This window comes from Dinghuibacter sp. (genome assembly GCF_035492835.1).
In the GTDB taxonomy this organism is placed as follows: Bacteria; Bacteroidota; Bacteroidia; order Chitinophagales; family Chitinophagaceae; genus Dinghuibacter.
Genome location: NZ_DATJIY010000008.1, coordinates 1 through 23,736 on the forward strand (window position 1 = coordinate 1; position 23,736 = coordinate 23,736).

Consider the following 23,736-nt stretch of genomic DNA (forward strand, 5'->3'; position numbering starts at 1 on the left):
CCCGACATGGTCCAGGTCGGAAACGAGATCAACCACGGCCTCGTATGGCCCGTCGGCAGCGTGATGCACCTCGACAGCATGTCCCAGCTCCTGGCCGCCGGCGCCGCCGCCGTGCGTTCGGTAGCGCCGCATACCTCCATCATGCTCCACATTGCGCTGGGCGGCCAAAACGACGAGTCCGTCTTTTTCCTCGACCAGGTCCTCGCCCGGAACGTCCCCGTCGACGTCATCGGTCTTTCTTACTACCCCAAATGGCACGGCACGACCGACGACCTCGACGCCAACATGCGCGACCTCCTGCGCCGCTTCGGCAAGCCCGTCATCGTAGCCGAATACTCCGCCCTGAAAACCGAGGTGAACAAAATCGCCTTCGACCTCCCGGGCCCGCAAACCAAGGGCGCCTTTATCTGGGAACCCCTCAGCACCTGGGAGAAGTTTTTCGACGCCGACGGCAAGGCCAATAATTTTCTCAATTTGTATGATGGGATCGCGCATCAGTACCTACAATAACCGAATATGAAAAACGTCCTCTTCTGCCTGCTTGTCCTGGCGCCCCCGTTCGCCGCAACGGCGCAGGTCCCGTCCGCCGGGGCCGCCCGGTTGTCTACCGCCCCGGAGATCCTCCTCTGGCCAGCCGGCGCCCCCGGCTCCGAGGGCAAGACGGCCCCCGAAAAGGTCCGCATCGCCGAAACCGGCGACCACGTGGTCTCCTCCATTCACCGCCCCTCCATCACCGCCTTCCTGCCCGGACACGGCACCGGCGCCGCCGTCATCATCGCGCCCGGCGGCGGTCACTCCGAGCTCTGGATCGACCACGAAGGCTATAACCCGGCGAAATATTTCCAAAGCAAAGGCATCGCCGCTTTCGTCCTCAAGTACCGGCTCGCCCGGGAGCAAGGCTCGACCTATACCGTGGACAAGGAAGAAGTCGCCGACATCCAGCGCGCCATCCGCCTCGTACGCAGCCGTGCGAAGGAGTGGGGGATAGACACCGGCCGCCTGGGCGTGATGGGTTTTTCCGCGGGTGGCGAGCTCGCGGCACTCGCGGCGATGCGTTTTGACAGCGTCCAAACGAGCCCAGCCGATGCCATCGACCGCCTGAGCGCCCGCCCCGATTTCCAGGCGCTGATCTACCCCGGCAATTCCCACCGCTTCCATGTCGCCCCCAACGCGCCCCCGGTATTCATCGTCGCCGGCTTCAAGGACCGTCCCGACATATCCGAGGGCGCCGCCGAGGTCTACCTCCAATACAAACGCGCCGGCGTCCCCGCCGAGCTCCATATCTACGAGGCCGTCGGCCACGGATTCGGCATGCGGCCCACCAACACCGGCGCCGTCACCGGCTGGCCCGATCGCTTCATCGAATGGCTCCGCGAGATCGGCCAGCTGGATGCCCCCTCACCCGGCCACGCCGCCGCGACCGGCACCCCGGCCCCCCCTCCCGGCCACGCCCTCACCGTCCCCCTCGGTGACGGACTCTCCCTTTCGTTGTCCTGGATCCCCCCCGGGACCTTCACCCTGGGCAGCCCCGACAGCGAGCCCGGCCGCAAATCCGACGAGGGCCCGCAGACACAGGTCACCCTTAGCCGGGGTTATTGGCTCGGCCAGACCGAAGTCACCATCGCGCAATGGAGGGCCGTCATGAACGAGAGCCTCCGGGATCACGTCGCCAAAATGCTCAAGGACGAAACCGTATACGACTTCGGCAACGGACACAAAGCCACCTTGCGGGCATTCATGCATTTCGACCCGGACAATCCCGACAAATTGCTGCTGGGCGACGACGACAACACGCCCATGTACTTCGTGAGCTGGGATGACGCGATGGATTTCTGCCGCAGGCTTACCGCCAGCGCCCGGGCGGCGGGCGCGCTGCCCGAAGGGTATGCATACACATTGCCCTCCGAAGCCCAGTGGGAATACGCCTGCCGGGCCGGCACCACCACGCCGACCTTCGCCGGCAATGCGAACGCCGGTATCATGGACAACATCGCCTGGTACGGACACGCCCACGGCGGCCCCAGCCCCGTGGGAGAAAAAGAAGCCAACGCCTGGGGACTTGGCGACATGCCCGGCAACCTATGGGAATGGTGCCGCGACTGGTATGGGCCCTATCCAGGGGGCAACCTTACCGATCCAGCCGGCCCAGCCACCGGCGCGGGCCGCGTCAACCGCGGCGGCAGCTGGGGCAGCGGTCTCTCCGACGAACGCTCCGCCACCCGCGCCTCGAACCCCCAACCCGAAAAAAGCGCCTACCGCGGCTTCCGCGTAGCCCTTTGCGCCATAACGCCCGCGATATGAAAAAACTCGCCCTCCTCGCCCTGATGGCCATCCCCGGCGCCGCGTCCGCGCAGCCCGCCACAACGCAACCCCGCCAGCACCTTTCCTTCGACCACGACTGGCGATTCCACCTGGGCGACACCGCCGCTGCCCCCATCGGCCCCGTCTCTGCCGCCTACGACGACCGCTCCTGGCGCCCCCTCGACCTCCCCCACGACTGGAGCATCGAAGGCGCCTTCGACAAGGACGCGCCCACCGGCGGCGGCGGAGGCTACCTGCCCACGGGCATCGGCTGGTACCGGAAATCCTTCACCCTCCCACGAAAGGGCGCCCTCGTCAGCATCCAATTCGACGGCGTCTATATGAACAGCGACGTCTGGATCAACGGCCACCACCTGGGTCACCGCCCCTACGGCTATATTACGTTCGCTTACGACCTGACACCCTATATAAAACGAGGCGCCAACACCATCGCCGTCCGCGTCGACAATTCCCTCCAGCCCAATTCCCGCTGGTACTCCGGCTCGGGCATCTACCGCCACGTCTGGCTGGACATCCGTCCCAAAGAACACATTGCCCAGTGGGGGACCTATGTCACCACCCACGGCAACGACGTGACCATACAGACGCAAGTGGACAACCCAGCGCCCGGCGACTCGCTGGTCGCGCAGATTGTCGACGCCGGTGGCAAAGTCGTTGCCACCGACGCCGCCCCCGCGCAAAACGCCAAACAGCACCTGAGCGTCGACGCCCCTCTGCGCTGGTCCCCCGACCACCCCTACCTCTATAAGGCGGCCCTACTCATCAAAAGCCACGGCAAAATCGTCGACAAATACGACACGCCCTTTGGCTTCCGCGACATCGCCTACAGCGATACCAGCGGCTTCAGCCTCGACGGCAAAAGGATAAAAATGAACGGTGTCTGTCTTCACGGCGACGCGGGCTGCGTCGGTGCAGCGGTCCCGGAACGGATATGGCGCGAGCGCCTGGCCGTACTCAAAAAAATGGGCTGCAACGCCATCCGTACGTCGCACAACCCGCCGGCGCCCGAGTTCCTGGACCTCTGCGACGAAATGGGTTTCCTGGTCATGGACGAGGCCTTTGACGCCTGGGAGAGCGGCAAGGTAAAAAACGACTACCACCTCTATTTCGACGAATGGTCCCAACGGGACGTCACCGACCAGATTCACCGCGACCGCAACCACCCCTCCATCGTGTTGTGGAGCGCCGGCAACGAAATCCCGGATCAAACCAGCGACAAAGGCGTAGAACTGCTGAAAGCCCTCCTGAAGACCTTCCACGACGAGGACCCCACCCGCCCCGTTACCACCGCCAACGATGACATCGCGGCCGACGTACACTCGACCAGGATGGCCTTCCTGGACGCCGAAGACGTCGTAGGCTACAACTATGTGGACCGCTGGCACGAGCGGCGCGAGCTGTACTATGCCCCGGATCACTATGACCACCCGCAATGGAAAATGATCGGTACCGAAAGCGGCTCGGTCCGCACCCCGGATGTATATAGCCTCGGCAACGACCCGCAAAAACCCGAGCCGAACTACATCTCGGGTATGATCAACGCCGAACAGCTTTGGAAATTCGTCGCCGTCCACGACTACGTCATCGGCGACTTCATGTGGACCGGTATCGACTACCTGGGCGAGGCCCGCTGGCCGGGCAAGGGCTCATCCTCCGGTGTCATCGACATGACCAACCTCCCCAAGGACGGCTATTATTTCTATCAAAGCCAGTGGACCGACAAGCCCGTCCTCCACCTGCTCCCGCACTGGAACTGGGCCGGCCGCGAAGGACAGAGTATACCCGTGATCGCCTATACCAACTGCGACACCGTCGAGCTCTACCTCAACGATAAATATCTCGGGACAAAATACCGCGAGTTTCCCCGCCAGGGTAATTCCGGCGCCTGGAACAAATACGCCCGCCCCTACGTCGCCATCACCACCGCGGACCTCCACCTCTCCTGGGATGTCCCCTACGAGCCCGGCACGATCAAAGCCGTCGGCCGCAGGAACGGAGAGACGATCACCACGGAAATCCACACCGCCGGCGCCCCCGCCGCGCTAAAGATTATCGCCGATACCACCGTCATAAGCACCGATGACGCCGCCACCGTGCACGTCGACATCGTGGACAAAGATGGCAATGTCATCCCCACCGCCGACAACCCGCTCACGTTCTCCGTCACCGGCGCTGGCCGGCTGGCCGGCGTAGACAACGGCAACCAGCGCGACGACGACGCCTTCAGCCTCCCGCGGCGCCACGCCTTCAAAGGACACGCTTACGCGGTGGTCCGCTCCGGCAGGACGCCCGGCCCCATCCACCTCACGGTAACGGCCGACGGCCTCCCGGCCGCAACGATCACCATCGACGCGCGTTAGCCGCCCGAGCGTAGCCCTTTACAATTTTTTTCAAAAAACGGGGAATTCCTCCGCCCAACGAATCCCACCCGGAAGGGTCCGATTACAAAACTCAAGGTGAATCACCCTTCGGGGCCGTTCGTCTGCGGTACGGGAGGAGGCATGCATGAGCAGCGGTCGCATCAACATTATGCCTCCCGCTTTTACAGGACAAACCTTCATTTCCTCCGAGAAGGGCCGGTAAACCCCCTTGCGATGCGAGCCTTCGACCACGCGTAACGCACCATTGCGCTCATCCGTATCATCGAGGTGAATCCGCACCGTATAAATGGCCTCTAAAAGGTCGACCGGTGGCTGCACCGCAAACTGATCGCCCTTCACGGTCCACGGGCCAAATCCCGGCAGATCCATTCGCCGGTCTACCGCAATCGTCAGGTCCTGGTGAGCCGCCACGAACCAATTGGCGCCGGGTGGTTTGTCGAAATAGATGGATTTGACGAGGAAAAAGTCCTCTCCCATATGCGTCCGAATGATGTCGAGCAAACGGGGAGTAAAGACCAGCGGCCGCTGGGCAGGAAACTCCAACAAGAACCGCCGTATGGCAAAGGCGCCACTGCTTACGACCACCCGCTCTACTTCCGCGGCCGAATACACCCCTTCTATCACTTGGTACCCGGATTCCTCAAGCATATGTCTTTATAAAGAATGCAATAGTAATCCCAAAATTCAACACCACAATCCCCACCCGCAGCGTCCCCGCCGACACCACCCGCGTCAGCACCGCCCCGCTATACCCGCCGATCACGGTAGCCACCATCATCACACACGTCGGTAGCCACACCACCTTCCCATAGCAGATGAACAACACCACCGCAATCGAATTGGCGATCCCCACAAAAAGCGTCTTATTGGCATTGACCATCCGGATGTCGGACAACCCGCACAGCATCCAGAACGCCATCATCATGATGCCCACCGCGCCGCCGAAATACCCGCCGTAAATACCCAGCACGAACTGACCCGAGATCATCAGCACCGGTCCGATACGCACAAACCGGCGCAACCAATCGCCAAACTGTTTGCCAAAGGCAAAGGCCAGCGAGCCCGTCAGCAGGAGCCACGGAACCAGCGCATCGAACCCGGCGGCGGGAGTATATAACAGGAGCAGCGCGCCCGTGCAGCCGCCGAGTAAGGTCACACCCACCATCACGCCCATGTGGACATACGGGAACGGCTTGATGAGCGTCCGCAGCTTCCACGCGCTGGCAATACTGCCAGGCAGCAGCGCCACGGTGCTCGATGCGTTGGCTGCCACCGACGGCACGCCGGCATAAATAAGGGCAGGGAAAGTGACAAATGAGCCGCCCCCGGCGACCGCATTCATCGCGCCGGCCACGAGACCGGCAAAAAAGAGAAGTATCAACGAAGTCAAGACTCAAAGATAGCCGTTCGCAGGAAAACCGCTAAATTCCCCCTATGAAACCCCTAAACAACCTCCTGCCGCTCTTGCTGTGCTGCGGGCTGACCACCGGCGCGCTGATCACCGGCTCGCTGACTGCGAGCGCGCAACAAACGATTCCCTGGACAAAAGGCCTGTTGACCCGCCAGTCCACCAACTATGGCCGCGAAGCCATCTACAAAGACTCGCTTGCGTGGGCGCTGTATACGCATACGCAGCCCACGCCCGTGGAAGGCGACCGCTGGAAAGCCATCCAGGTCGACAGCGCCGGCCGGTTCAGCACCAGGACGAGGGGCGGCGGTTATCTGTATCTCACGTACCAGGCAGACAAGCCCATCAACGCGCTCCTCCACGTCACCGGCGACGCCGGCGTCTTCGTCAACAGCGTCCCGCACGCCGGTGACCCCTACGCTTCCGGCTGGTTGTACATCCCGGTATCGCTCAAAAAGGGAAACAACGAATTCTATATCCGCACGGCCGGCCCGGTCACCGCCAGCCTCATCATCCCGCAAAAACCCATACTGATAAACGCCGAAGACCCCACGGTCCCGGTGATCCGGAAAGGATCCAGGGAAAACGACTCGCTAAAAGCCGCCATAGTCATCATCAATGCAAGCCCCCAACCGTTGCAGGGCTACGTCCTGCAAACAGGCAACTATACTACGGACGTCCCCGGGATTCCACCCATGAGCACGCGCAAGGTTCCGTTCACGTTCAGCGCTACGGCAGGCCAAACCGAAATAGCCCTGGCCCTCAAAAAAGACGCGAAAATCATAGACGAAAAAGCGATCCCCCTGGATGTCGTAGATCCCGGCAAGCAATATAGCGTCACCTTCACCAGCGACATCGACGGCAGCCTCCAGTATTACGCCGTAACCCCGCAGCAACCCACCGGGGAAATGCAAACGGCCGTAACCGCCGATAACGCCGCCGCGCCCGCGGGAACCGTGGGTGTGACGAAAATATCCGGCGACGCCGCCACGCTCACCCCCTGGCTCACCGGCGGCGGCCCCGCCCTCTTCCTCTCCGTCCACGGCGCCGGTGTCGAAGCCATCGGCCAGGCCAGGGCGTACCACTCCAAGGACTGGGGCACGCTCGTGGCCGCCACCAACCGGAGACCGCGCGGCTTCAACTGGGAGGATTGGGGCCGGTTGGACGCGCTGGAGGTACTAAGGCTGGCAGAAGAACGTTTCCACCCCGACCCGCAACGGATCTATCTCACCGGTCACTCGATGGGCGGCCACGGCACCTGGTTCCTGGGCGTCACCTACCCCGACAAATGGGCCGCCATCGGCGCCTGCTCCGGTTATCCCACGCTCAAGGACTACGGCTCGCATGACGGCGTCATTCCCGACAGCGCGACGAGCCCCATAGAGGCGATATTGTTACGCGCCAGCAATCAAAGCGACGTCATCAAGCTGGCCACCAACTACAAGCCGCTCGGCGTCTATATCCTCCACGGCGAAAAGGACCGTACCGTACCGGTCAAGTACGCCCGGCAGATGCGCGAGGTCCTTGCCGCTTTCCACACCGACTTCAGCTACCACGAGGTCCCCGGCGCCGACCACTGGTACGGCAATCAAAGCGTCGACTGGAACCCGCTGTTCGACTTTCTCCGCTGGCACATCCGTAAACCGGAAAGCGAAGTGAACGACATCGACTTCATGACCGCCAGCCCGGGGATTTCCGACGCGTACTACTGGGCCTCCATCCAACAACAGGAGCGGCCGCTGGACTACAGTCGGATAAACCTAAAAAGAAACAAGGACACCGTCACTGGGACGACCGAAAATGTGCAGCTCCTTCGCATCACCTGCAAAATCAGCCATCTCACCCTCGACGGCACGCACCTCACACCCACCGGCGACACGATATACCTCGAAAAGACCGGCAACGCCTGGCGCCAAACCGGAAAGCCCACTCCCTGGCAGAAAAACCCCACCCGCTACGGCACCTTCAAGGACCCCTTCCGAAACCACATGGTCTTTGTCTACGGCACCGCCGGCACCCCGGAGGAAAACCAATGGAGCCTCGATAAAGCACGGTACGACGCCGAAACCTGGTACTACCGCGGCAACGGCGCGGTGGATATCATGGCAGACAAGGATTACAGGAATGACGGCAGAAGCGTTATCCTGTACGGCAACGCCACCACGAACAAAGCCTACAATGCCTTGCTGGAAGGTTGTCCTATCCGGATCGAACGCAACAAGGTCACCGAAGGCACGAAAACATGGACCGGCGACAGCCTGGCCGCCTATTTCGTCTGGCCGCTGCGCTCCAACGAAAAAGCCTCGGTAGCTGTCATCGCCGGTACCGGGCCGAAAGGCATGGACGCCGCCAACGCCAACCAGTATTTTGCCGGCGCCAGCGGCTTTCCGGACTACATGCTGTTCGATCTCGACATGCTCCGCTCGGGCAAGGTGATAGACGCCGGTTTCTTCGATCAGGACTGGAAGCTCTACCCGCCTTTCTGAGACCGGTACTGCGCCATCATCTTATTTTTCATATCCTCTTCCATCCGCTCATACTGTGCGTACTGATCGGTGGTGAGGATTTTTTTCATGGCTTTGTCCTTCTTCTTCCGGGACGACTTGAGGTCTTGAAATTTAGCCATACGTCCTCCATCGCCTTTCATGATCGCCTCGTTCTTTTGCGCATACTCCAGGTTCAAAGCCTGCACTTGGGGATACTGTTCATCCGTAAGCGACAGCTGCGTTTTCATTTTTGCGGTGAAAGCCGCCGCACGCCCTTCCGGCGTCCTCAGGCTATCTACGCCCGTACTGTCGGTTTGGGCCATGGCCCTGGCGGAAAAAAACAACAGGGCCAGGCTTGCGAGCAAAATCTGTATATAATTCATAAACGATAAGATTTTAAACATGAATAAATATCCCCCCCAACACCACATACTCCCCATACCCCGCCTCTACAAAAAGCCCCGCCCTTCTCAAGCAGCGTAAGCGAACACCCCCGCACACCTGTTTAGCCAGCACGGGCAGATCCGCCGACGCCCCGGGCTCGGTATAAGACTGCGTCCATAGGTGCGCCCCTAGCGCCGTTTTTATATAAGCCGAAACCCGGCGCCCCATGGGAAAGGTCCGCTGGAGCGTCGCCATGATCGTCCAGTCCTCCAGCTTTCCGGAGAAACCAGAGAAACCAACGGAACCTGGCTCGCTATAGGAAGCGCTCACCGACCCATAGGTCGTCGTCACCCCCGCTTCCAGCCGCCGGGTGACCCGGCACATCAGCGAGCCGGTGACGACGGCCGACCTGGTGACGCCGCCCATGCTCATGCCATCGAAGGCCGGCAGGTACCTGGTATCGAGATTGGGCAGACCTGCGCCCACTGAAAAGGAAACACGCTGTGCGCGCAAAATAAAAGGAAAAAGACAAAACAACAGGAACCCTACACGCATGGTGACATCATTTATTCACCCAAAGTTGCAGCGGCAAAAAAGGCAATATGGACAAATGGCCCCAAAGCGGGCAATTCGGCCGATAGACCGGCCCTAGGCCCCCGTTTGCAACCACAGGAGGAACTCCGAAGCCCTGGCCTTGCTGATAATGACCGGCTCGGGCGTCTCCCGGCTCATTTTGATCACGAGCTTCCGGGCGAAGAATTTCTCGATGTCCGCAATGGCGTCCCGGTTAATCAGGAACTGGCGGTTGGCGCGGAAAAACTGGCGCTTGCCCGCTTTACTTTCTATGTCGTCCATCAGCTGCGTCACGTAATGCGACTCGCCGTCCTGGAGACAAACGCGGACAACCCCCTGTGCGTAGTGGAAAAAGACAACGTCTGTGTAACGGATGGGGGTGATCTTATCCCGGTGATGGACGAGCAACGCATGATGTCCGATCAACCGGCCGAGCTCCTCGTAAGGCGGCCTGGTGAACATGCTCCGCATCCTGTCGAGCTTCGCCAGCGCTTTTTCGAGCTTGTTCTTGTCGAGCGGCTTCAGCAGGTAGTCGATGCTCCCGGTCTCGAAGGCCTTGATGGCGTATTCATCATAAGCGGTACAAAATATGACGGGGCAGGTAACGTCGACGGATTCGAAGATCCGGAAGCAGTCCGCGTCCGCCAGCTGGATGTCGCTGAAGATAAGGTCGGGCATGGGGTGGCGAACGAGCCATTCGATGGCCTCCGCCGCGGAAGGGATGATGTCGCAAACGCGCCACTCGGGTTGCAGCCGGAGCACCAGCGTCTGCAGCTCGACCGCGGCTTTTCTTTCATCCTCGATGATCAGCACCGTCATATAAAAATGGGATTTCGACCCTGAATTTGTGTGCGTCCCAGCTGACGCGGATGTCTTCTCCCGAGCTCAGCTGGTATCGTTTCCCGAGGTTGCGCAAACCCGTACCGGACCGGGCATGGGACGCAAAGCGCGGCCTCAGGTCGTTCTCCACGATCAGTTTGCTGTCCAGGTCAAAGACGTCGATCGACAATGGGTTCTTGTAGGAAACGGCGTTGTGCTTGACGGCATTCTCGACGAGCAGCTGCAGCGAGAACGGGAGGACCTTCCGGTTCAGGCTCTCGGGCCGCACCCGGATGTTCATCTTCAGGCCTTCCTCGAAGCGCGACTCCAGGATGAACATGTAAGACCGGATAAAGTCGATCTCGTCGCGTATGCGGACCGAGCTTTGCTCCTGGTAGTGGAGCACGTATCGGTAGACCTCGCTGAGGCGGAGGATGTACTCCTTGACGACCTCCTCGTTAGACAGCGTGGACAGCGTATTCAGGGAATTGAACAGGAAGTGCGGGCTGATCTGTTGTATCAGGGTAGCCAGCCGGGCCTCCAGGTTCTCGCGTTGCAGGACCTCGTTTTCGTGGCCGGTTTGTCGCAGCATCACCTGGAGCCGGAAATAGTACACGGCGAAATAGGTGAGCGTACTGATCACCAGACCCCGGAAGAGGCGGATGGCCAGCACGTGCTCCGGCGGCACAGTCACCCGGTAATACCGTTGCAGAGGCATGACGCCCGTCGTCACGAGACCCCGCGTGACCAGGGAAATCAGCAGCACGCTGCAAAGGATGCTCACGACGGCGCGTATTCGGGGAGGAAAAGGCCGCACCCGGACCAGCATGAAGAAATGATGCGTCATCCAGCAGAAAAAAAAGGCCCCGAAGATATAGAGAAAGCTGCTGAGGACGGTGAGTATCTGATCGGTATCGAAGCGGACAAGCTTGGGCAGCACGGTCGCCACGACAGCGATGGAACCGGAAAAAATGAGCCCCGCCCAAACGTTGTACCGATGTAACATTGGCCAAAGCTCCCGTTTTTTCATGGCTCGCCGCGGGATTGTTCAATGAACCGGCTAAAAGAGACGATGAACCGGGCAATTTGTCCGGTTGATGCGTGACCTTGCCCGCTTTACCGGCAAACCAGCGGCCGCAAAGCACGAGGACGGATATTTGCAAAAAATCCTGCATGATTGCCCTTCTTCCCTACCTGGTGGCCGCCAGCATTACCGTCGGTGGCAAAGCGAGGACCTACCTGCTCGATACCCCGTCAACAGGCGCGGCCGGCAAACCGCTGGTCATAATGCTCCACGGCTGGGGCGGCGATGCGGCGCAGTGCCGGCGGGACTATGGAATGAGCCGGATAGGGGAGGACAGCGGTTTTACGGTCGTATATCCGGAAGGACTCAGGAGCCCCGGCGGCCTTCGGTCCTGGAACAGCGGCGGTTGCTGCGCATGGGCGGGGCAGCAGGGTATCGACGATGTGGGCTTTATTAGCGCGCTGATCGATTCGCTCGTTGCGAGATACCACATCGACAGCCACCGGGTGTACGCTGCGGGCATGTCCAATGGCGCGATGATGGCCTACCGCCTGGCCTGTGCCTTATCCGGCAGGATCGCGGCGATCGCGGCGGTCAGCGGGACCATGACCCGGCAGGCGGCCTGCCGGCCCGTAAGGGCAATGCCGATCCTGCACATCCACTCGGTAAGGGACACGAAGGTGCCCTACACCGGGGGCGCCGGCCTCGGCGGTCAATATTTCCGCCCCGTGGACTCGACGTTGCGCATCTGGGCCGCGCTGGACTCCTGCGACCGGGTGTCCCCATCCACGGGACAGTCATACACCCTGACCACCTGGCTGCGACAAAACAAAACGATGATCCAATGTTACCTGACCACCGATGGCGGCCACGCCTGGCCCGGCGGCAAAAAACCGAGGGCCGCGGCGGATGACCCGTCCACGGCCCTCGATGCCAGTGTCACTATCTGGGAATTCTTCCGGAGCTATAGGTTGTAAGACCGTAGCGTCTGCGAATAGTCCAGGTATAACGCCCCCGTCCCGTCCGTCACGTAGTCTTCAATCCTCACGACCCCTACGCCTTCGCTGACATAATACACGATCACCTCACGGGTGACGCCCGAGCAGTCGACGCTATAGCCCACGTTCTCGTAGCATGAATAGGCGCCAACGGTAACCGGCCACGCCTGACCATATTGCGAATAGGTCACCACACAGGTCGGGTTACTGAAGTCCTGGTCCGTACCGATCAGGTAACCATCGCTGGGCACCAGCGCAAAAAATACATAAGGGTAGTCATTGACGTCGTCCATTTCCAGGATGGTCGTATTGTAAGGATCTACTGCGACGTAGCCGTTGGCCCCAAACCATCCGTAGGGATCGGAAACGCCATAGTACATCAAACCACCGGCTTCAACGCTCGACGAAGTGATCGTGACCGTATCGGGATACGTGCCGGAAAAGGCCGAGGGGCCGTTGAAGGTCGAGTCCTGGTAGATCCAGCGGTTGCCCGGCTGGATCGGCCATAGGGCATAGGGACTGTCACCGGGTCCCGGGGAGGGTTCCGTTTTGACACACGAGGCTAGTACAAGGAGCAGGGAGGGAATCAACAACTTTTTCATACCGTTTTGGACAATAGACCTGGCGTCGTTCCCTTCCGGTCAAGGCAACCGGATCAAACGGGCAAAACGGCCGTTGAAGCCGGCTCAACCCTTCAGGTGATAAATAAAACTAAGCAGGTAATACCGCCCCAGCATCCTCCCCTCGGTGTTCTGTATCGTCGTCGGCGTGAACGACTCCGAAACCGTCGCCGACTGGTTAAGCAGGTCGTGTGCCTGCAGTCTCAACTCTCCTTGCTGGCGTTTAAAGAACAACCGCGAAACCGAGGCGTCCCATACCAGCACCTGCGTGTTGAACCCGGGCGGTCTGCCGCTATAGCCGGTAAAGACGCCGGTCGTCCCGAACTGCCAGTTGCCCTTGGCCGGGAACCAGAGCCCGTCCACCCGGATCGTCTGCGAAAAGTAGTGGGTATTCTGACCCGGTTCGGCGGAATACCGGGCGATGTTGTACGACGGAAGGTACGCCGCGTTGACGTCGATGTGGTCCGGGAAGTTACTGGTCCATTGGAGGCTGCCCCCGAAATTGTAATTGTTGGAGGCGTTCAGGATCCCGTTCAGGTATCCCGTCGTGTGCGTATCGCCAAAAGTCAATCCGATCCCGGCGTTGGAGGCGGGACGCCTGAGTCGCCAGCCATAATCGACGTTGGCCTGGAGGGCGTAGTTCGCTTTGAGGTTGGTATACGTCGTCGTGTCCGCTCCCGTCAGTGGGTTGAGCACGGACCGGTTGCCGACGGGGTTGTCGGTATAGGAGAAATGCAGGGTGGAAAAGAAGTGGGTGAATTCCTTCCGGTTGAAGGACGAGTACGACAAGTTGACCTGGTGGTCGAAAGACTGCCGTAGGTTGGGGTTGCCGACCGTCACGTGGAGCGGGTCGCTGTTGTTGACCAGCGGTTGCAAGGCATTTAACGGTACGGGCACTGTCCTGCCGCTGTAGTAGAACCGGAAGTTGGCGCCGAGCTTGGGGATATAGTAGAAACTGGCCTGGGGCGAAAAGACCAGGTATCGCTGTTTCAGATCGATACCGTTGCTCAGGTCCAAATTGTCGTTCCTGATGCCGCTCAGGTTCGCCCCGAGCGAGGCTTGCACGCGGTTGTTCCCGTAGTGGTAGGATAGGCCGCCCCCATTTGTCCTGGTGGTGTTGGTGAACAGGTTTGTCAACAGCGAATCGACCTGGTCATAGCGGTGCGTCAGGCTGTCCAGCTGCCAGGTGGACCGGCCGTTACGCGATCGGCCGGCGGTGTAGCCCCAGATGAAGTTCAGGACGGAGTGCTTGCCCAACGGCTCGTCGTAGACGACGCTGACGCCCCCGCTCAAACCGTTTCCTGGACCGGTGAAATATTGGTTCGCGCTCACCACGCTGTCGCCCCCCGCGGTGACATAAGTATTGGTATATTGATTCGTGCCCGTCGAGGCGCCGTCATAGACATTACCCGATGCCGACACCGAGAGGCTCCTCCTTGGTTTGTGGAACCGGCGGCCCCACAGGGCGGAGACCGAAGCCTGGCTGTTCCGGTCGTTGTTACCGCCGGTGGTGATGGATTGGTTCAGGGGTACGGACAGACCCCGGGTGGAAGACGTATTGCTTTGGGTGTTGCCCGAGGACGTATTGATCCCGCCGCTGGCGGACACCGTCACGTGATCGGCGCTGTCCAGGTCCGTATTCAGGTTGACGTCGACGCTTTGGCCGTTGCTGTTGCTGCGGTTTTGCTGCTGCTGCGTATTATACACCGAGCTGTCGCCGGGGAGCAGGTTCTCTGTAAAGCTGCCCACCGATGTGTGCGACGCCGAGTTGGTTTCGTGGTAGTTCGCCGCCAGCATGTTGCTCTTACCCCATTGATCCGAAAAATTGAGACCCCCGCTGGCCGTCCGGCTGCTTCCACCCAGGATGGGGCTGGTGTTGTTGGTACTGCCGAGGACCGATGTGAGGCTCTTGCCTTTGAAGTGGTTCAGGCTGACGGACCCGGTATACAGCGTTTCGTTCCCGTCGGTCCCGACGCCGGCCGCGACCTGGCCGAGGGCCCCCAGGTTGACCGCCCTACGGGTGATGACGTTGATGGTCCGGATGCGGATACCGTCGTCCACCCCTGAAAACTTGGCCTGGTCGCTTTTGTCGTCAAAGACCTCGATCCGGTCGATGACGTCCCGCGGCAGGTTCTCGAGCGCCGCCGAGAGGTTGTTGCCAAAAAAACGGTTCCCGTTCACCAGTATCCGCTGCACCGTGTCTCCCAGCGCCATCAGCGCGCCCCCGAAGTTGTCCACCCCCGGTAGTTTTTTAAGCAGGTCCTCCAGCATGCCGTTGGGACGCGTGTGGAACTGGTCGGCCTTATAAGAGGTCGTATCCCCATGCACGACGACGGGCCGGTTGTCCCGGATCACCACTTCCCCCAGCGAATCGGACTTCGGTCGCATATAGACGCGCACACGCGAAGCCGTAAGGGTCTGCGTCCAGGGTTCATATCCCTGGAAAGAAACGCTCAACCGGTAGTGACCGGCGGTGATATGCCGGAAACGGAACTCGCCGCCCGGCCCCGCCACCGCGCTGGCTACCAAAAATGTATCCCGCAGCAACCGTACCGTCGCCCCAGCCATGTCCTGGTATTGAACCGTGTCGAGTACCTCGCCGGACACGGAAAGCTCCTGCGCGAGCGCGTGCTGCGACAAGATCAACGTGAACGATAAGGCAAGGACGCAGAACTTTTTCATCGTAGGTAGCCGGAAAGAAAGATAACCATATAACACTTAAAGTATCGTTAATAGCGCTATTTTGAGTATCGGATGAAATGGATACAAAAACCAGGAAGGCTCGCGGCGCTGGCCGCCTTAATATTTATAACGCTTCCGGCAGGCGCCCAGACGTTCGCGAACGTCCAGCCCATATTCCTCTCAAAGTGCGCCACCTGCCACCGCCCCGGCGAAGCCGCCCCCTTCTCCCTGATCACCTACGAGGACGTCGCCAAACGGACCAATTTCATAAAACGGGTCATACAAACCGGCTACATGCCCCCGTGGCTCGCCGACCCGCACTACCGCGACTTTGCCAACAACCGCTCCCTGACGCCACTGGAAAAGGACGCGATCATTACATGGATCGACGCCGGCGCCCCTAAGGGCGCCGGGGACGGCGCCCGGATAACCCCAACGACAGCCTATAACCGCGCACCCGACCTGACCCTCAAAATCGACTCGCCCTTCCTCGTCCCCGGCGACGACGCCGAGCGCTTCCTCGTCTTCAAGCTGCCCTATGAGATCCCCGCGGACAGAAACGTGGAAGCCGTCGAATTCTTTTGCAACAACAAAAAAATCGTCCATCACGTCAACTATGGCTTCTACGCCGTCCCCGACCCCGCGGTCGATATAAAAGGCGGCAGCCCGTATGTCAACAGCGAGGACCCCGTGGCCAAGCAGGCGGAATATGACCCGTTCAAAAAGAACTTCGTGTATTATACCGGATGGATACCCGGCGCCTCGTATGAAAGCTACCCCGCCGGTTTTGGCTGGACGCTCCCCAAACGGGGTGTCGTGTTGCTGACGGTCCACTACACCGGTCTGGGCGCGGATGAGCGCTCCATCGTGGGCGTGAACCTTTTCTTTACGCCCAAACCTATCCAGCGGCCCGTACAGGTTATCAGCCTGGGCTCCGGCGGGGTGGGGGAGAGCGACATCATGCCGCCCCTGGTCATCCACGCCGGTCAGATAGACTCCTTTTCCTTGAGCGTGCGCACCCAGCAGGACCAGTCCCTGATGTACGTCTGGCCGCACATGCACTACCTCGGCAAGGAATTCACGGCGTGGGCCGAGACCCCGCGGGGCGATACCATCAGGCTCGTCCACATACCCCATTGGGACTTCCGCTGGCAGGAGCTCTATAAGCTGGACCACCTGATAAAACTTCCCGCGGGCTCCGTCGTGCACATCAAGGGCGTGTACGACAATACCGACAGCAACCCGTCGAATCCCCACCATCCGCCGCGTCTCGTCCTATCCACGGGTGAGATGACGTCGACCGACGAGATGCTGACGCTGCTCTTGATCTACTCCCCGACCAGGCCCGGAGACTAGGCAACCGTTTGCGCTAAATCGTCAGGTAAGCGCAGGACAGTTGACAATACGTGAATCGATACATTTGATTTCAACCCCTTCGTAATGATCCGCTTGTCTCTTTGTGTGTTCTTTGCTTCGGCACAATTGCTTGTCTTTGCTCAGTTACGTCCCGCACACCTGCTGTGTGAAAACCTGTCCAACCCCCTTTGCATCGACGCCGCCGCGCCGCGGTTCACGTGGCAGCTGACCGGCCAAACGGCCCGAGACGTAAAGCAGACTGCCTATGAGCTCAGGGTCGCCACCGACAAGTCTTTCCGCGAAGTAACCTGGAGCCCGGGTAAAATCGCTTCCGACAGCTCCGTCCAGGTCGCCTACCGCGGCCCGGCGCTGCGATCCGGCGTCGCCTATTACTGGCAGGTCCGCGTCTGGGATAACAAGGGGCACGCTTCGAAATGGAGCGAGCTACAGACCTGGCGCATGGGTCTGCTGCACCCCGAGGACTGGACAGCTTCCTGGATAGAGCCTGGATATGACGAAGACCCCGTCATGCGGCCCAGCCCCCTCTTCCGCAAGGCCTTCAACCTGCACAAGACCGTCAAAACGGCCATCGCCTATATCACCAGCCACGGCATGTACGAAGCCTACCTGAATGGAAAACGCATCGGGGACGCCTGCCTGGCGCCCGGGTGGACCAGCTATAACAAGCGTCTGCAATACCAGGCCTATGACGTCACGTCCCTGCTCCGTAACGGCGACAACGCCCTGGGCGCTATGATCGGCAGCGGCTGGTACCGCAGTCACCTGGCATGGGAAAACCAAAAGGACGTATACGGTAAGACGTGCGGCTTATTGTTGCAGATGGTCGTCACCTACGACGACGGCAGCACCGAAACCATACAGACGGACAATACCTGGAAGTCCGCCACAGGTGAGGTCACCTATTCCGAAATCTACAATGGGGAGATTATCGACGCCCGTAAGGACGCGGGCCCATGGACGACCGCCGGCTTCGACGACCACGCCTGGTCCGGTGTCCGGCTGCCCGGTACGCCCAGGGACAACCTCGTAGCCACCTGGAACGAACCCGTGCGCAAACACGAGGTGTTCCATCCGCAGCGTATCTTCCGCACACCCAAGGGGGAATTGGTCGTGGATTTTGGGCAGAACCTGGTAGGCTGGGCGCACCTTACCGTTAATGGGAAGGCCGGCGATTCCATCAAGCTTTTCCACGCCGAAGTGCTCGACAAAGAAGGGAATTTCTATACGACCAACCTCCGCGTCGCCAAACAAGAAGACATATATGTGCTCAAGGGCGGACAAACCGAAACCTTCGAGCCCCACTTCACGTGGCAGGGATTCCGTTATGTGAGGGTGGAAGGATTCCCCGGCGACCTCAAGCCCGAGAACCTCGAGGCCACCGCCCTGTACTCCGATATGCCGAAGACGGGCAGCTTCACATGCTCCAACGCGCTGATCAACCAGCTCCAGCACAACATCGAATGGGGACAGCGCGGAAACTTCCTGGACGTGCCCACCGATTGCCCGCAACGCGACGAGCGTCTCGGGTGGACCGGGGACGCGCAGGTCTTTAGCCGGACCGCCTCCTTCATCCGGGGGGTGGACAACTTTTTTGCCAAGTGGCTCCGCGACGTGGCCGCCGATCAATTCCCTAGCGGCGCCGTGCCCCACGTCATCCCCAACGTCCTGGGTAAGAACGACGGCGGCTCCGCCGGTTGGTCCGACGTGGCCACCATCGTGCCCTGGAATATGTACCTGGCGTACGGCGACCGGCGCATCCTCGAAGACCAGTATGAGAGCATGAAGGCCTGGGTCGGTTTTATGGAGCAACACTCCAGGGACTACCTGTGGAACACCGGCGGCCATTTCGGCGACTGGCTTTCCTATGAGGGCGCCAACACGGACCAATACCTGATCGCCCAGTGCTTTTTCGCCCATTCCACCCAGCTGGTGATCGATGCGGCCGAGGTGCTCGGCCGCCAGGACGACGTGAATAAATATACGGCGCTGCTAAAAAATGTCAAGGACGCCTTCCTCCGCGAATACGCCACCCCTGACGGGCGGCTCATCAGCAATACACAGACGGCCTACGTGCTCGCCCTCCAGTTCGACATGCTCCCCGAGAACGTACGCATGGCGGACGTCGGCCGGCTCGTGGACAATATCAAAGACTACAAGGATCACCTCACCACCGGCTTCCTGGGAACGCCCTATCTTTGTCACGTGCTCTCCCGCTTCGGCCGCAGCGACGTGGCGTATACGCTCCTCTTCCAGGATACCTACCCCTCCTGGCTGTTCCCCGTGCACATGGGCGCGACGACCATCTGGGAGCGCTGGGACGGTCAAAAGCCAGACAGTACCTTCGAGGACGCGGGCATGAACTCCTTCAACCACTACGCCTACGGCGCCATAGGCGACTGGATGTATCGCGTTTCCGCCGGTATCGACACCTACGACGACGCGCCCGGGTATAAAAAGATCCGGATCATGCCGCACCTTACCGACAAGCTCGACTTCGTCCAGGCCGACCTGGACACCTACTACGGCACCGTAGCTTCGCACTGGAAGCGCAGCGGCGACGCCATAAACCTGGACGTGACGATCCCCGCCAATACCAGCGCGGATATCTACGTGCCCGCAGCGGACGCGACGGCCATCGCCGAAAGCGGCACCGCGCTGAATCTGCACCCTGAGATAAAGATCCTTCGCAAGGAAGGCAATTACATGGTACTGAGCGTCGGCTCGGGCGAATATCATTTTGTATGCAAAGAATAGCCGTTATAGTTTTGCTGGCCCTGGCGACCACCGCCCACGCACAGTTGATCCCTTATCCCGCGAGCGTCAACCCCGCCACCGGGCAATTCACGATCACTCGCCGGACCGGAGTAGTTGCAGACCCCGCCTTCGTGTCAGAGGCGTCTTACCTGAAAAGCTATTTAGGCCGCTATCTGGGCGCCGCCCCGACGGGACGGGGAATTTCCCTGCAAAAAGATGCCTCGATCACCAACCCCGAAGGGTATCACCTGACCATAACGCCGCAGCAGATAACGATCACGGCGTCCGGGTCCGCCGGTATATTCTATGGCATCCAGACCTTGCGCCAGCTGCTCCCCGCCAAGATCGAGAACGGCAGCGGCCCGACAATAGCCGCGCCTGCGACGGATATCACCGACGCCCCGGTCTTTCCCTGGCGCGGTATGATGCTGGACGTATCCCGCCACTTCTTCTCCGTTACTTACGTAAAGCACTACATCGACATGATGGCGATGTACAAGCTTAACCACCTCCACCTTCACCTCACCGACGACCAGGGCTGGCGGATAGAGATCAAACATTACCCCAGGCTCACTCAAAAGAGCGCCTGGCGGACGTTCAACGACCAGGACTCGGCCTGTATGCAGCTGGAGAAGGAAACCGGCAACCCTGACTTCCGTATCGACCCCGCGCACGTCCGTGTGGTCAACGGACGCACAGAATACGGTGGGTTTTTCACCCAGGCCCAGATAAAGGACATCATCGACTACGCGGCAAAACGCCACGTCGAGGTTGTCCCCGAGATCGACATGCCTGGTCATATGATGGCGGCCATCCTCCAATACCCTGAGCTGATGTGTGAAGAAAAACCGGCGTCCGACTGGCGTCACGGCTTCTCCACGCCGATCTGCCCTTGCAAGGATACCGTCCTCGAATTCGCGAAAAATGTTTTCGGTGAGCTCGCGGACCTTTTCCCGTCGAAATACATCCATATCGGGGGCGACGAGGTGGAAAAGAGCGAGTGGAAAAAGTCGCCCCTAGTCGCGCGGTTCATGGAAGAGCACCACATCGCGTCGCTGGACGCGCTCCAAAGTTATTTCAACGACTATATGCAGGCCTATTTCCATTCCAAAGGCAAGACGCTGATGGGCTGGGACGAGATCGTCGAAGGCGGCATCAATTCCGAGGCCGCGGTGATGTTCTGGCGCCCATGGGCCCGCCGGTCCCCCTACGAGGCCACTGCCAACGGCAACAAGGTCGTGATGACGCCGGACGGCCCGTTGTACTTCGACGCCTGGCCCGACCGGAACACGCTGGAATCGGTTTATCGCTACAACCCGCTGGATACGATGTACGGCATGAGTGAAGAACAGCAAAAGAACATCCTGGGCGTTCAGGCCAATTTGTGGACCGAACGCGTGCCTACCGGCGACCGGGCCGACTACCTGGTCATGCCGCGGATGGGCGCGCTGGCGGAGCTGGGATGGGCGCATAAGGACCGCTACGCCGATTATCTGGAACGTCTCGATGCCAGCTACGACCGGCTCGACCGTCTGCACGTCCACTACCGGTTGCCCGACCTCCCGGAGATGGCGGACCGCCGCGTATTTATCGACACCGCGCACTTCATGGTGACGATGCCCGGCCGTTGGACCGTGCGGTATACGACCGACGGGACAATCCCCGGTCCGGCGTCGCCGAGGTTGACGCATCCGTTGACCATAGACCACAGCCTGACCCTCAAGGTAGCCGTATTTGCACCGGACGGCCGCCGCGGCGACGTACAGGAGGTGGGTTTCGATCGCCAGGCCTATGCGACACCTGTCACCGGTGGCGCCCGGCCAGGGCTTGGTTGCACCCGGTACAAGGGTGAGTTCAACCACACCAGGGACATCGGCGGCACACCGGACTCGGCCTTGACCACCCCCGGCGTCGGGCTCCCCGCCGGGATCGAGCTCCCCGCCTATGGGCTACAGTTCAGGGGATTTATCAATGTCCCGGAGACCGGTATTTACAGTTTTTTCCTGACGTCGGACGACGGCAGCCAGCTGCGGATCGCCGGGCGGCTGGTCGTCGACAATGACGGGATGCATCCCGCCCGGGAGAAGAGCGGGCAGATAGCGTTGCAAAAAGGTGCGCATACGTTTGCGCTGGATTATATGGACGGCGGCGGCGGCGGTTCGCTCCGGCTTACCTACAGCAAGGAAGACGGGCCGGTTAAACCTGTGCCGAATGAATGGTTTTCATACTGAGAAAAATTGTAACTTCATTGTACACCACTACTAGCGATTTTTGGCGACGTTATCAAGATATGAGGAGCAGGATCTGCTGCGGGCCGTTGCATCGGGAGACGAACACGCCTTCCACGAGCTCTACACCCACCATTTTCCGGTGACTTACGGGTATGTGCTTAAACTTGTCAAGGTTCCGGCATTAGCCGAAGACGTCGTGCAGGATATATTTATAAAGATATGGGAAGCCCGCGCCAAGCTGACGGGCGTCCGTTATTTCCCCGCTTTCCTTTTTACGGTCGCACGCAATCATACGCTCAACGTGCTCGAATCCGTGAGCCGCTCGCAGAACGCCATGGCCACCGTCGTACGCCAGTTCCAGGAACAACGCGACGACGACGAGGTTTTGTCCAACGACTACCGGCATTTTATCGACAAGGCCCTCCAGCAGGTGCCCGCCCGCTCCAGGGACATTTTCCGCAAGTGCCGTGAACAGGGCCTTTCCTACGAGGAGGTCGCCCGCGAGATCGGCATTTCCCGCAACGCCGTCAAGAACCATATGGTGAGCACCATCCGGGTGCTCCGCGAGGCGGCCTACAAGGAGCTGGGAATCAGCCTGGGCGCGCTCGCCCTCTTCATTTGTTGCTATTTCTAGGCGAACGCGCCTCCCGCGGCTTTGCCAATTTATTTTCCCCTCAGCTACCCTGCCAACCCAGTTTACTGTCTATATAATTAACCGATGGCCCAAAAGCAAGATGTATATCGCGAGATCGTCCGCCGCTACATGGAAGGAAAATCCTCCGACGAGGAGCTGGAGGTGTTTTTCCGGCTGCTCAAGGAAGGCAAGCTGAAACGCTACCTCCGGGAAGCCATGAGCCGGGAGGAGCGCGCCTTGCTCGACCGGTTCGAATCCCGCGGGGGACATTGGCGCCCGCTGGCAATGGCCGCCGCGATATGTGGTTTGCTGATTGGCGGGGCCGCCTGGTATCTCGGCCGCAAGACCACCGCGAAAGCTTCGCCGGTAGCCGCGACCATATCTAAACCTCAGGAGGACATCGCCCCCGGTCGCAACCACGCCCTGCTGACGCTCCCGGGCGGAAAGATGTTCGACCTGGACAGCAACACCAAAACCGAGCTTACGCTCCAGACAGGCACCCGGCTTGTCAAGAACAAGGCCGGGGAATGGGTCTACCAGGCGCCCACCGCGGAGGCGGCAGCCGTGGTGTATAACACCCTTTCGGCCCCGAGGGGTGGCCAGTTTCCCTTTGTGTTGGAAGACGGTACACGCGTCTGGCTGAACGCGGCCTCTTCCCTGCGTTTCCCCACGGCCTTCCAGGGGACGACCCGTGAAGTCTACCTGGACGGAGAGGCCTATTTCGAGGTCGCCCCGGACGCCAAAAGGGCCTTCCAGGTCAAGGTCGGGGACGAAGCCGTGACCGTGCTCGGGACGACCTTCAACATCGATGCCTACCCCGATGAATCCGGTATCCGCACGACGCTGCTGAGTGGCTCGGTCCGGGTCGAACGGGGTGGCGCCAGCGTCCTGATGCACCCCGGCGAGATCGCCGGTATCGCGCAAGACGGCCGGATCGACCGCCTGGACGACGACGACGCCGTCGACGCCTCGGTCGCCTGGAGGAACGGCTACTTCAGCTTCTCCAACGACGACATCCAGACCGTGATGCGCCAGATCAGCCG

Annotated in this window: 18 protein-coding genes; 10 read left to right on the forward strand and 8 right to left on the reverse strand. The window is 60.3% G+C overall.

Annotated features, from left to right (window positions below):
• The 3 genes from VL547_RS00490 to VL547_RS00500 form a co-directional block, all read left to right on the forward strand.
• The coding region (locus VL547_RS00490; protein WP_325574011.1) for a glycosyl hydrolase 53 family protein at nucleotides 1-510 on the forward strand (510 nt) is incomplete at its 5' end.
• 6 nt (nucleotides 511-516) lie between these two features.
• The gene (locus tag VL547_RS00495; protein WP_325574013.1) at nucleotides 517-2,301 is read left to right on the forward strand and encodes an SUMF1/EgtB/PvdO family nonheme iron enzyme; all 1,785 of its coding nucleotides are present in this window, start codon (nucleotides 517-519) and stop codon (nucleotides 2,299-2,301) included.
• Nucleotides 2,298-4,682 (forward strand): glycoside hydrolase family 2 TIM barrel-domain containing protein, encoded by a 2,385-nt coding sequence (locus VL547_RS00500; protein ID WP_325574015.1) that lies wholly within the window; start codon nucleotides 2,298-2,300, stop codon nucleotides 4,680-4,682. The genes VL547_RS00495 and VL547_RS00500 overlap by 4 nt, the downstream gene beginning before the upstream one ends.
• A 30-nt stretch (nucleotides 4,683-4,712) precedes the next feature.
• Here VL547_RS00500 and VL547_RS00505 read toward each other — a convergent pair whose 3' ends face one another.
• Both VL547_RS00505 and VL547_RS00510 read right to left on the reverse strand, forming a co-directional pair.
• Nucleotides 4,713-5,351: a phytanoyl-CoA dioxygenase family protein gene (locus VL547_RS00505; RefSeq protein ID WP_325574017.1), complete on the reverse strand. Its 639-nt coding sequence runs from the start codon at nucleotides 5,349-5,351 to the stop codon at nucleotides 4,713-4,715.
• Nucleotides 5,344-6,093 carry a sulfite exporter TauE/SafE family protein gene (locus VL547_RS00510; RefSeq protein WP_325574019.1) on the reverse strand — a complete coding sequence of 250 codons (750 nt, stop codon included), beginning with the start codon at nucleotides 6,091-6,093 and terminating at the stop codon, nucleotides 5,344-5,346. Before VL547_RS00510 ends, VL547_RS00505 begins: the two co-directional genes overlap by 8 nt.
• Nucleotides 6,094-6,137: 44 nt before the next feature.
• Here VL547_RS00510 and VL547_RS00515 point away from each other — a divergent pair, with 44 nt between their 5' ends.
• A complete protein-coding gene (locus VL547_RS00515; RefSeq protein WP_325574021.1) occupies nucleotides 6,138-8,597 on the forward strand; it encodes an alpha/beta hydrolase-fold protein in 2,460 nt (819 codons plus the stop codon).
• On the opposite strand, the gene VL547_RS00520 is transcribed toward VL547_RS00515, so the two are convergent.
• The 4 genes from VL547_RS00520 to VL547_RS00535 form a co-directional block, all read right to left on the reverse strand.
• Nucleotides 8,582-8,980: a hypothetical protein gene (locus VL547_RS00520; protein WP_325574023.1), complete on the reverse strand. Its 399-nt coding sequence runs from the start codon at nucleotides 8,978-8,980 to the stop codon at nucleotides 8,582-8,584. The two genes, VL547_RS00515 and VL547_RS00520, sit on opposite strands and share 16 nt — an antisense overlap.
• Nucleotides 8,981-8,993: 13 nt before the next feature.
• Nucleotides 8,994-9,536: a hypothetical protein gene (locus VL547_RS00525; RefSeq protein WP_325574025.1), complete on the reverse strand. Its 543-nt coding sequence runs from the start codon at nucleotides 9,534-9,536 to the stop codon at nucleotides 8,994-8,996.
• Between the two features lie 93 nt (nucleotides 9,537-9,629).
• A complete protein-coding gene (locus tag VL547_RS00530; protein ID WP_325574027.1) occupies nucleotides 9,630-10,373 on the reverse strand; it encodes a LytTR family DNA-binding domain-containing protein in 744 nt (247 codons plus the stop codon).
• Nucleotides 10,348-11,379 carry a sensor histidine kinase gene (locus tag VL547_RS00535; protein ID WP_325574029.1) on the reverse strand — a complete coding sequence of 344 codons (1,032 nt, stop codon included), beginning with the start codon at nucleotides 11,377-11,379 and terminating at the stop codon, nucleotides 10,348-10,350. The genes VL547_RS00530 and VL547_RS00535 overlap by 26 nt, the downstream gene beginning before the upstream one ends.
• Before the next feature lie 167 nt (nucleotides 11,380-11,546).
• Between VL547_RS00535 and VL547_RS00540 the strand changes: the two genes are divergently transcribed.
• Nucleotides 11,547-12,374, forward strand: coding sequence for an alpha/beta hydrolase family esterase (locus VL547_RS00540; protein ID WP_325574031.1), 828 nt, complete (start codon nucleotides 11,547-11,549; stop codon nucleotides 12,372-12,374).
• On the opposite strand, the gene VL547_RS00545 is transcribed toward VL547_RS00540, so the two are convergent.
• Together VL547_RS00545 and VL547_RS00550 are read right to left on the reverse strand one after the other, a co-directional pair.
• Nucleotides 12,362-12,997, reverse strand: coding sequence for a hypothetical protein (locus tag VL547_RS00545; protein ID WP_325574033.1), 636 nt, complete (start codon nucleotides 12,995-12,997; stop codon nucleotides 12,362-12,364). The two genes, VL547_RS00540 and VL547_RS00545, sit on opposite strands and share 13 nt — an antisense overlap.
• An 84-nt stretch (nucleotides 12,998-13,081) precedes the next feature.
• Nucleotides 13,082-15,697: an outer membrane beta-barrel protein gene (locus VL547_RS00550; RefSeq protein WP_325574035.1), complete on the reverse strand. Its 2,616-nt coding sequence runs from the start codon at nucleotides 15,695-15,697 to the stop codon at nucleotides 13,082-13,084.
• A 72-nt stretch (nucleotides 15,698-15,769) separates the two neighbouring features.
• On the opposite strand from VL547_RS00550, the gene VL547_RS00555 reads away from it, so the two are divergent.
• The 5 genes from VL547_RS00555 to VL547_RS00575 form a co-directional block, all read left to right on the forward strand.
• Nucleotides 15,770-17,053, forward strand: a complete 1,284-nt coding sequence (locus tag VL547_RS00555) for a cytochrome c (RefSeq protein ID WP_325574037.1) — start codon at nucleotides 15,770-15,772, stop codon at nucleotides 17,051-17,053.
• Between the two features lie 84 nt (nucleotides 17,054-17,137).
• A complete protein-coding gene (locus VL547_RS00560) occupies nucleotides 17,138-19,828 on the forward strand; it encodes a family 78 glycoside hydrolase catalytic domain (RefSeq protein ID WP_325574039.1) in 2,691 nt (896 codons plus the stop codon).
• The gene (locus tag VL547_RS00565; protein WP_325574041.1) at nucleotides 19,816-22,059 is read left to right on the forward strand and encodes a family 20 glycosylhydrolase; all 2,244 of its coding nucleotides are present in this window, start codon (nucleotides 19,816-19,818) and stop codon (nucleotides 22,057-22,059) included. Before VL547_RS00560 ends, VL547_RS00565 begins: the two co-directional genes overlap by 13 nt.
• A 40-nt stretch (nucleotides 22,060-22,099) precedes the next feature.
• Complete coding sequence (locus tag VL547_RS00570) at nucleotides 22,100-22,693, forward strand: RNA polymerase sigma-70 factor (protein WP_325574043.1); 594 nt, start codon at nucleotides 22,100-22,102, stop codon at nucleotides 22,691-22,693.
• A gap of 84 nt (nucleotides 22,694-22,777) precedes the next feature.
• Nucleotides 22,778-23,736 (forward strand): FecR family protein (locus VL547_RS00575; protein ID WP_325574045.1); only part of this gene is annotated, 959 nt, incomplete at its 3' end.

Coding starts and splice junctions, on each gene's coding strand:
- VL547_RS00495 (WP_325574013.1), top strand. CDS start 517: ATGAAAAACGTCCTCTTCTGCCTGCTTGTCCTGGCGCCCCCGTTCGCC.
- VL547_RS00530 (WP_325574027.1), bottom strand. CDS start 10,373: ATGACGGTGCTGATCATCGAGGATGAAAGAAAAGCCGCGGTCGAGCTG.
- VL547_RS00520 (WP_325574023.1), bottom strand. CDS start 8,980: ATGAATTATATACAGATTTTGCTCGCAAGCCTGGCCCTGTTGTTTTTT.
- VL547_RS00500 (WP_325574015.1), top strand. CDS start 2,298: ATGAAAAAACTCGCCCTCCTCGCCCTGATGGCCATCCCCGGCGCCGCG.
- VL547_RS00540 (WP_325574031.1), top strand. CDS start 11,547: ATGATTGCCCTTCTTCCCTACCTGGTGGCCGCCAGCATTACCGTCGGT.
- VL547_RS00505 (WP_325574017.1), bottom strand. CDS start 5,351: ATGCTTGAGGAATCCGGGTACCAAGTGATAGAAGGGGTGTATTCGGCC.
- VL547_RS00565 (WP_325574041.1), top strand. CDS start 19,816: ATGCAAAGAATAGCCGTTATAGTTTTGCTGGCCCTGGCGACCACCGCC.
- VL547_RS00515 (WP_325574021.1), top strand. CDS start 6,138: ATGAAACCCCTAAACAACCTCCTGCCGCTCTTGCTGTGCTGCGGGCTG.
- VL547_RS00545 (WP_325574033.1), bottom strand. CDS start 12,997: ATGAAAAAGTTGTTGATTCCCTCCCTGCTCCTTGTACTAGCCTCGTGT.
- VL547_RS00550 (WP_325574035.1), bottom strand. CDS start 15,697: ATGAAAAAGTTCTGCGTCCTTGCCTTATCGTTCACGTTGATCTTGTCG.
- VL547_RS00555 (WP_325574037.1), top strand. CDS start 15,770: ATGAAATGGATACAAAAACCAGGAAGGCTCGCGGCGCTGGCCGCCTTA.
- VL547_RS00525 (WP_325574025.1), bottom strand. CDS start 9,536: ATGCGTGTAGGGTTCCTGTTGTTTTGTCTTTTTCCTTTTATTTTGCGC.
- VL547_RS00535 (WP_325574029.1), bottom strand. CDS start 11,379: ATGTTACATCGGTACAACGTTTGGGCGGGGCTCATTTTTTCCGGTTCC.
- VL547_RS00560 (WP_325574039.1), top strand. CDS start 17,138: ATGATCCGCTTGTCTCTTTGTGTGTTCTTTGCTTCGGCACAATTGCTT.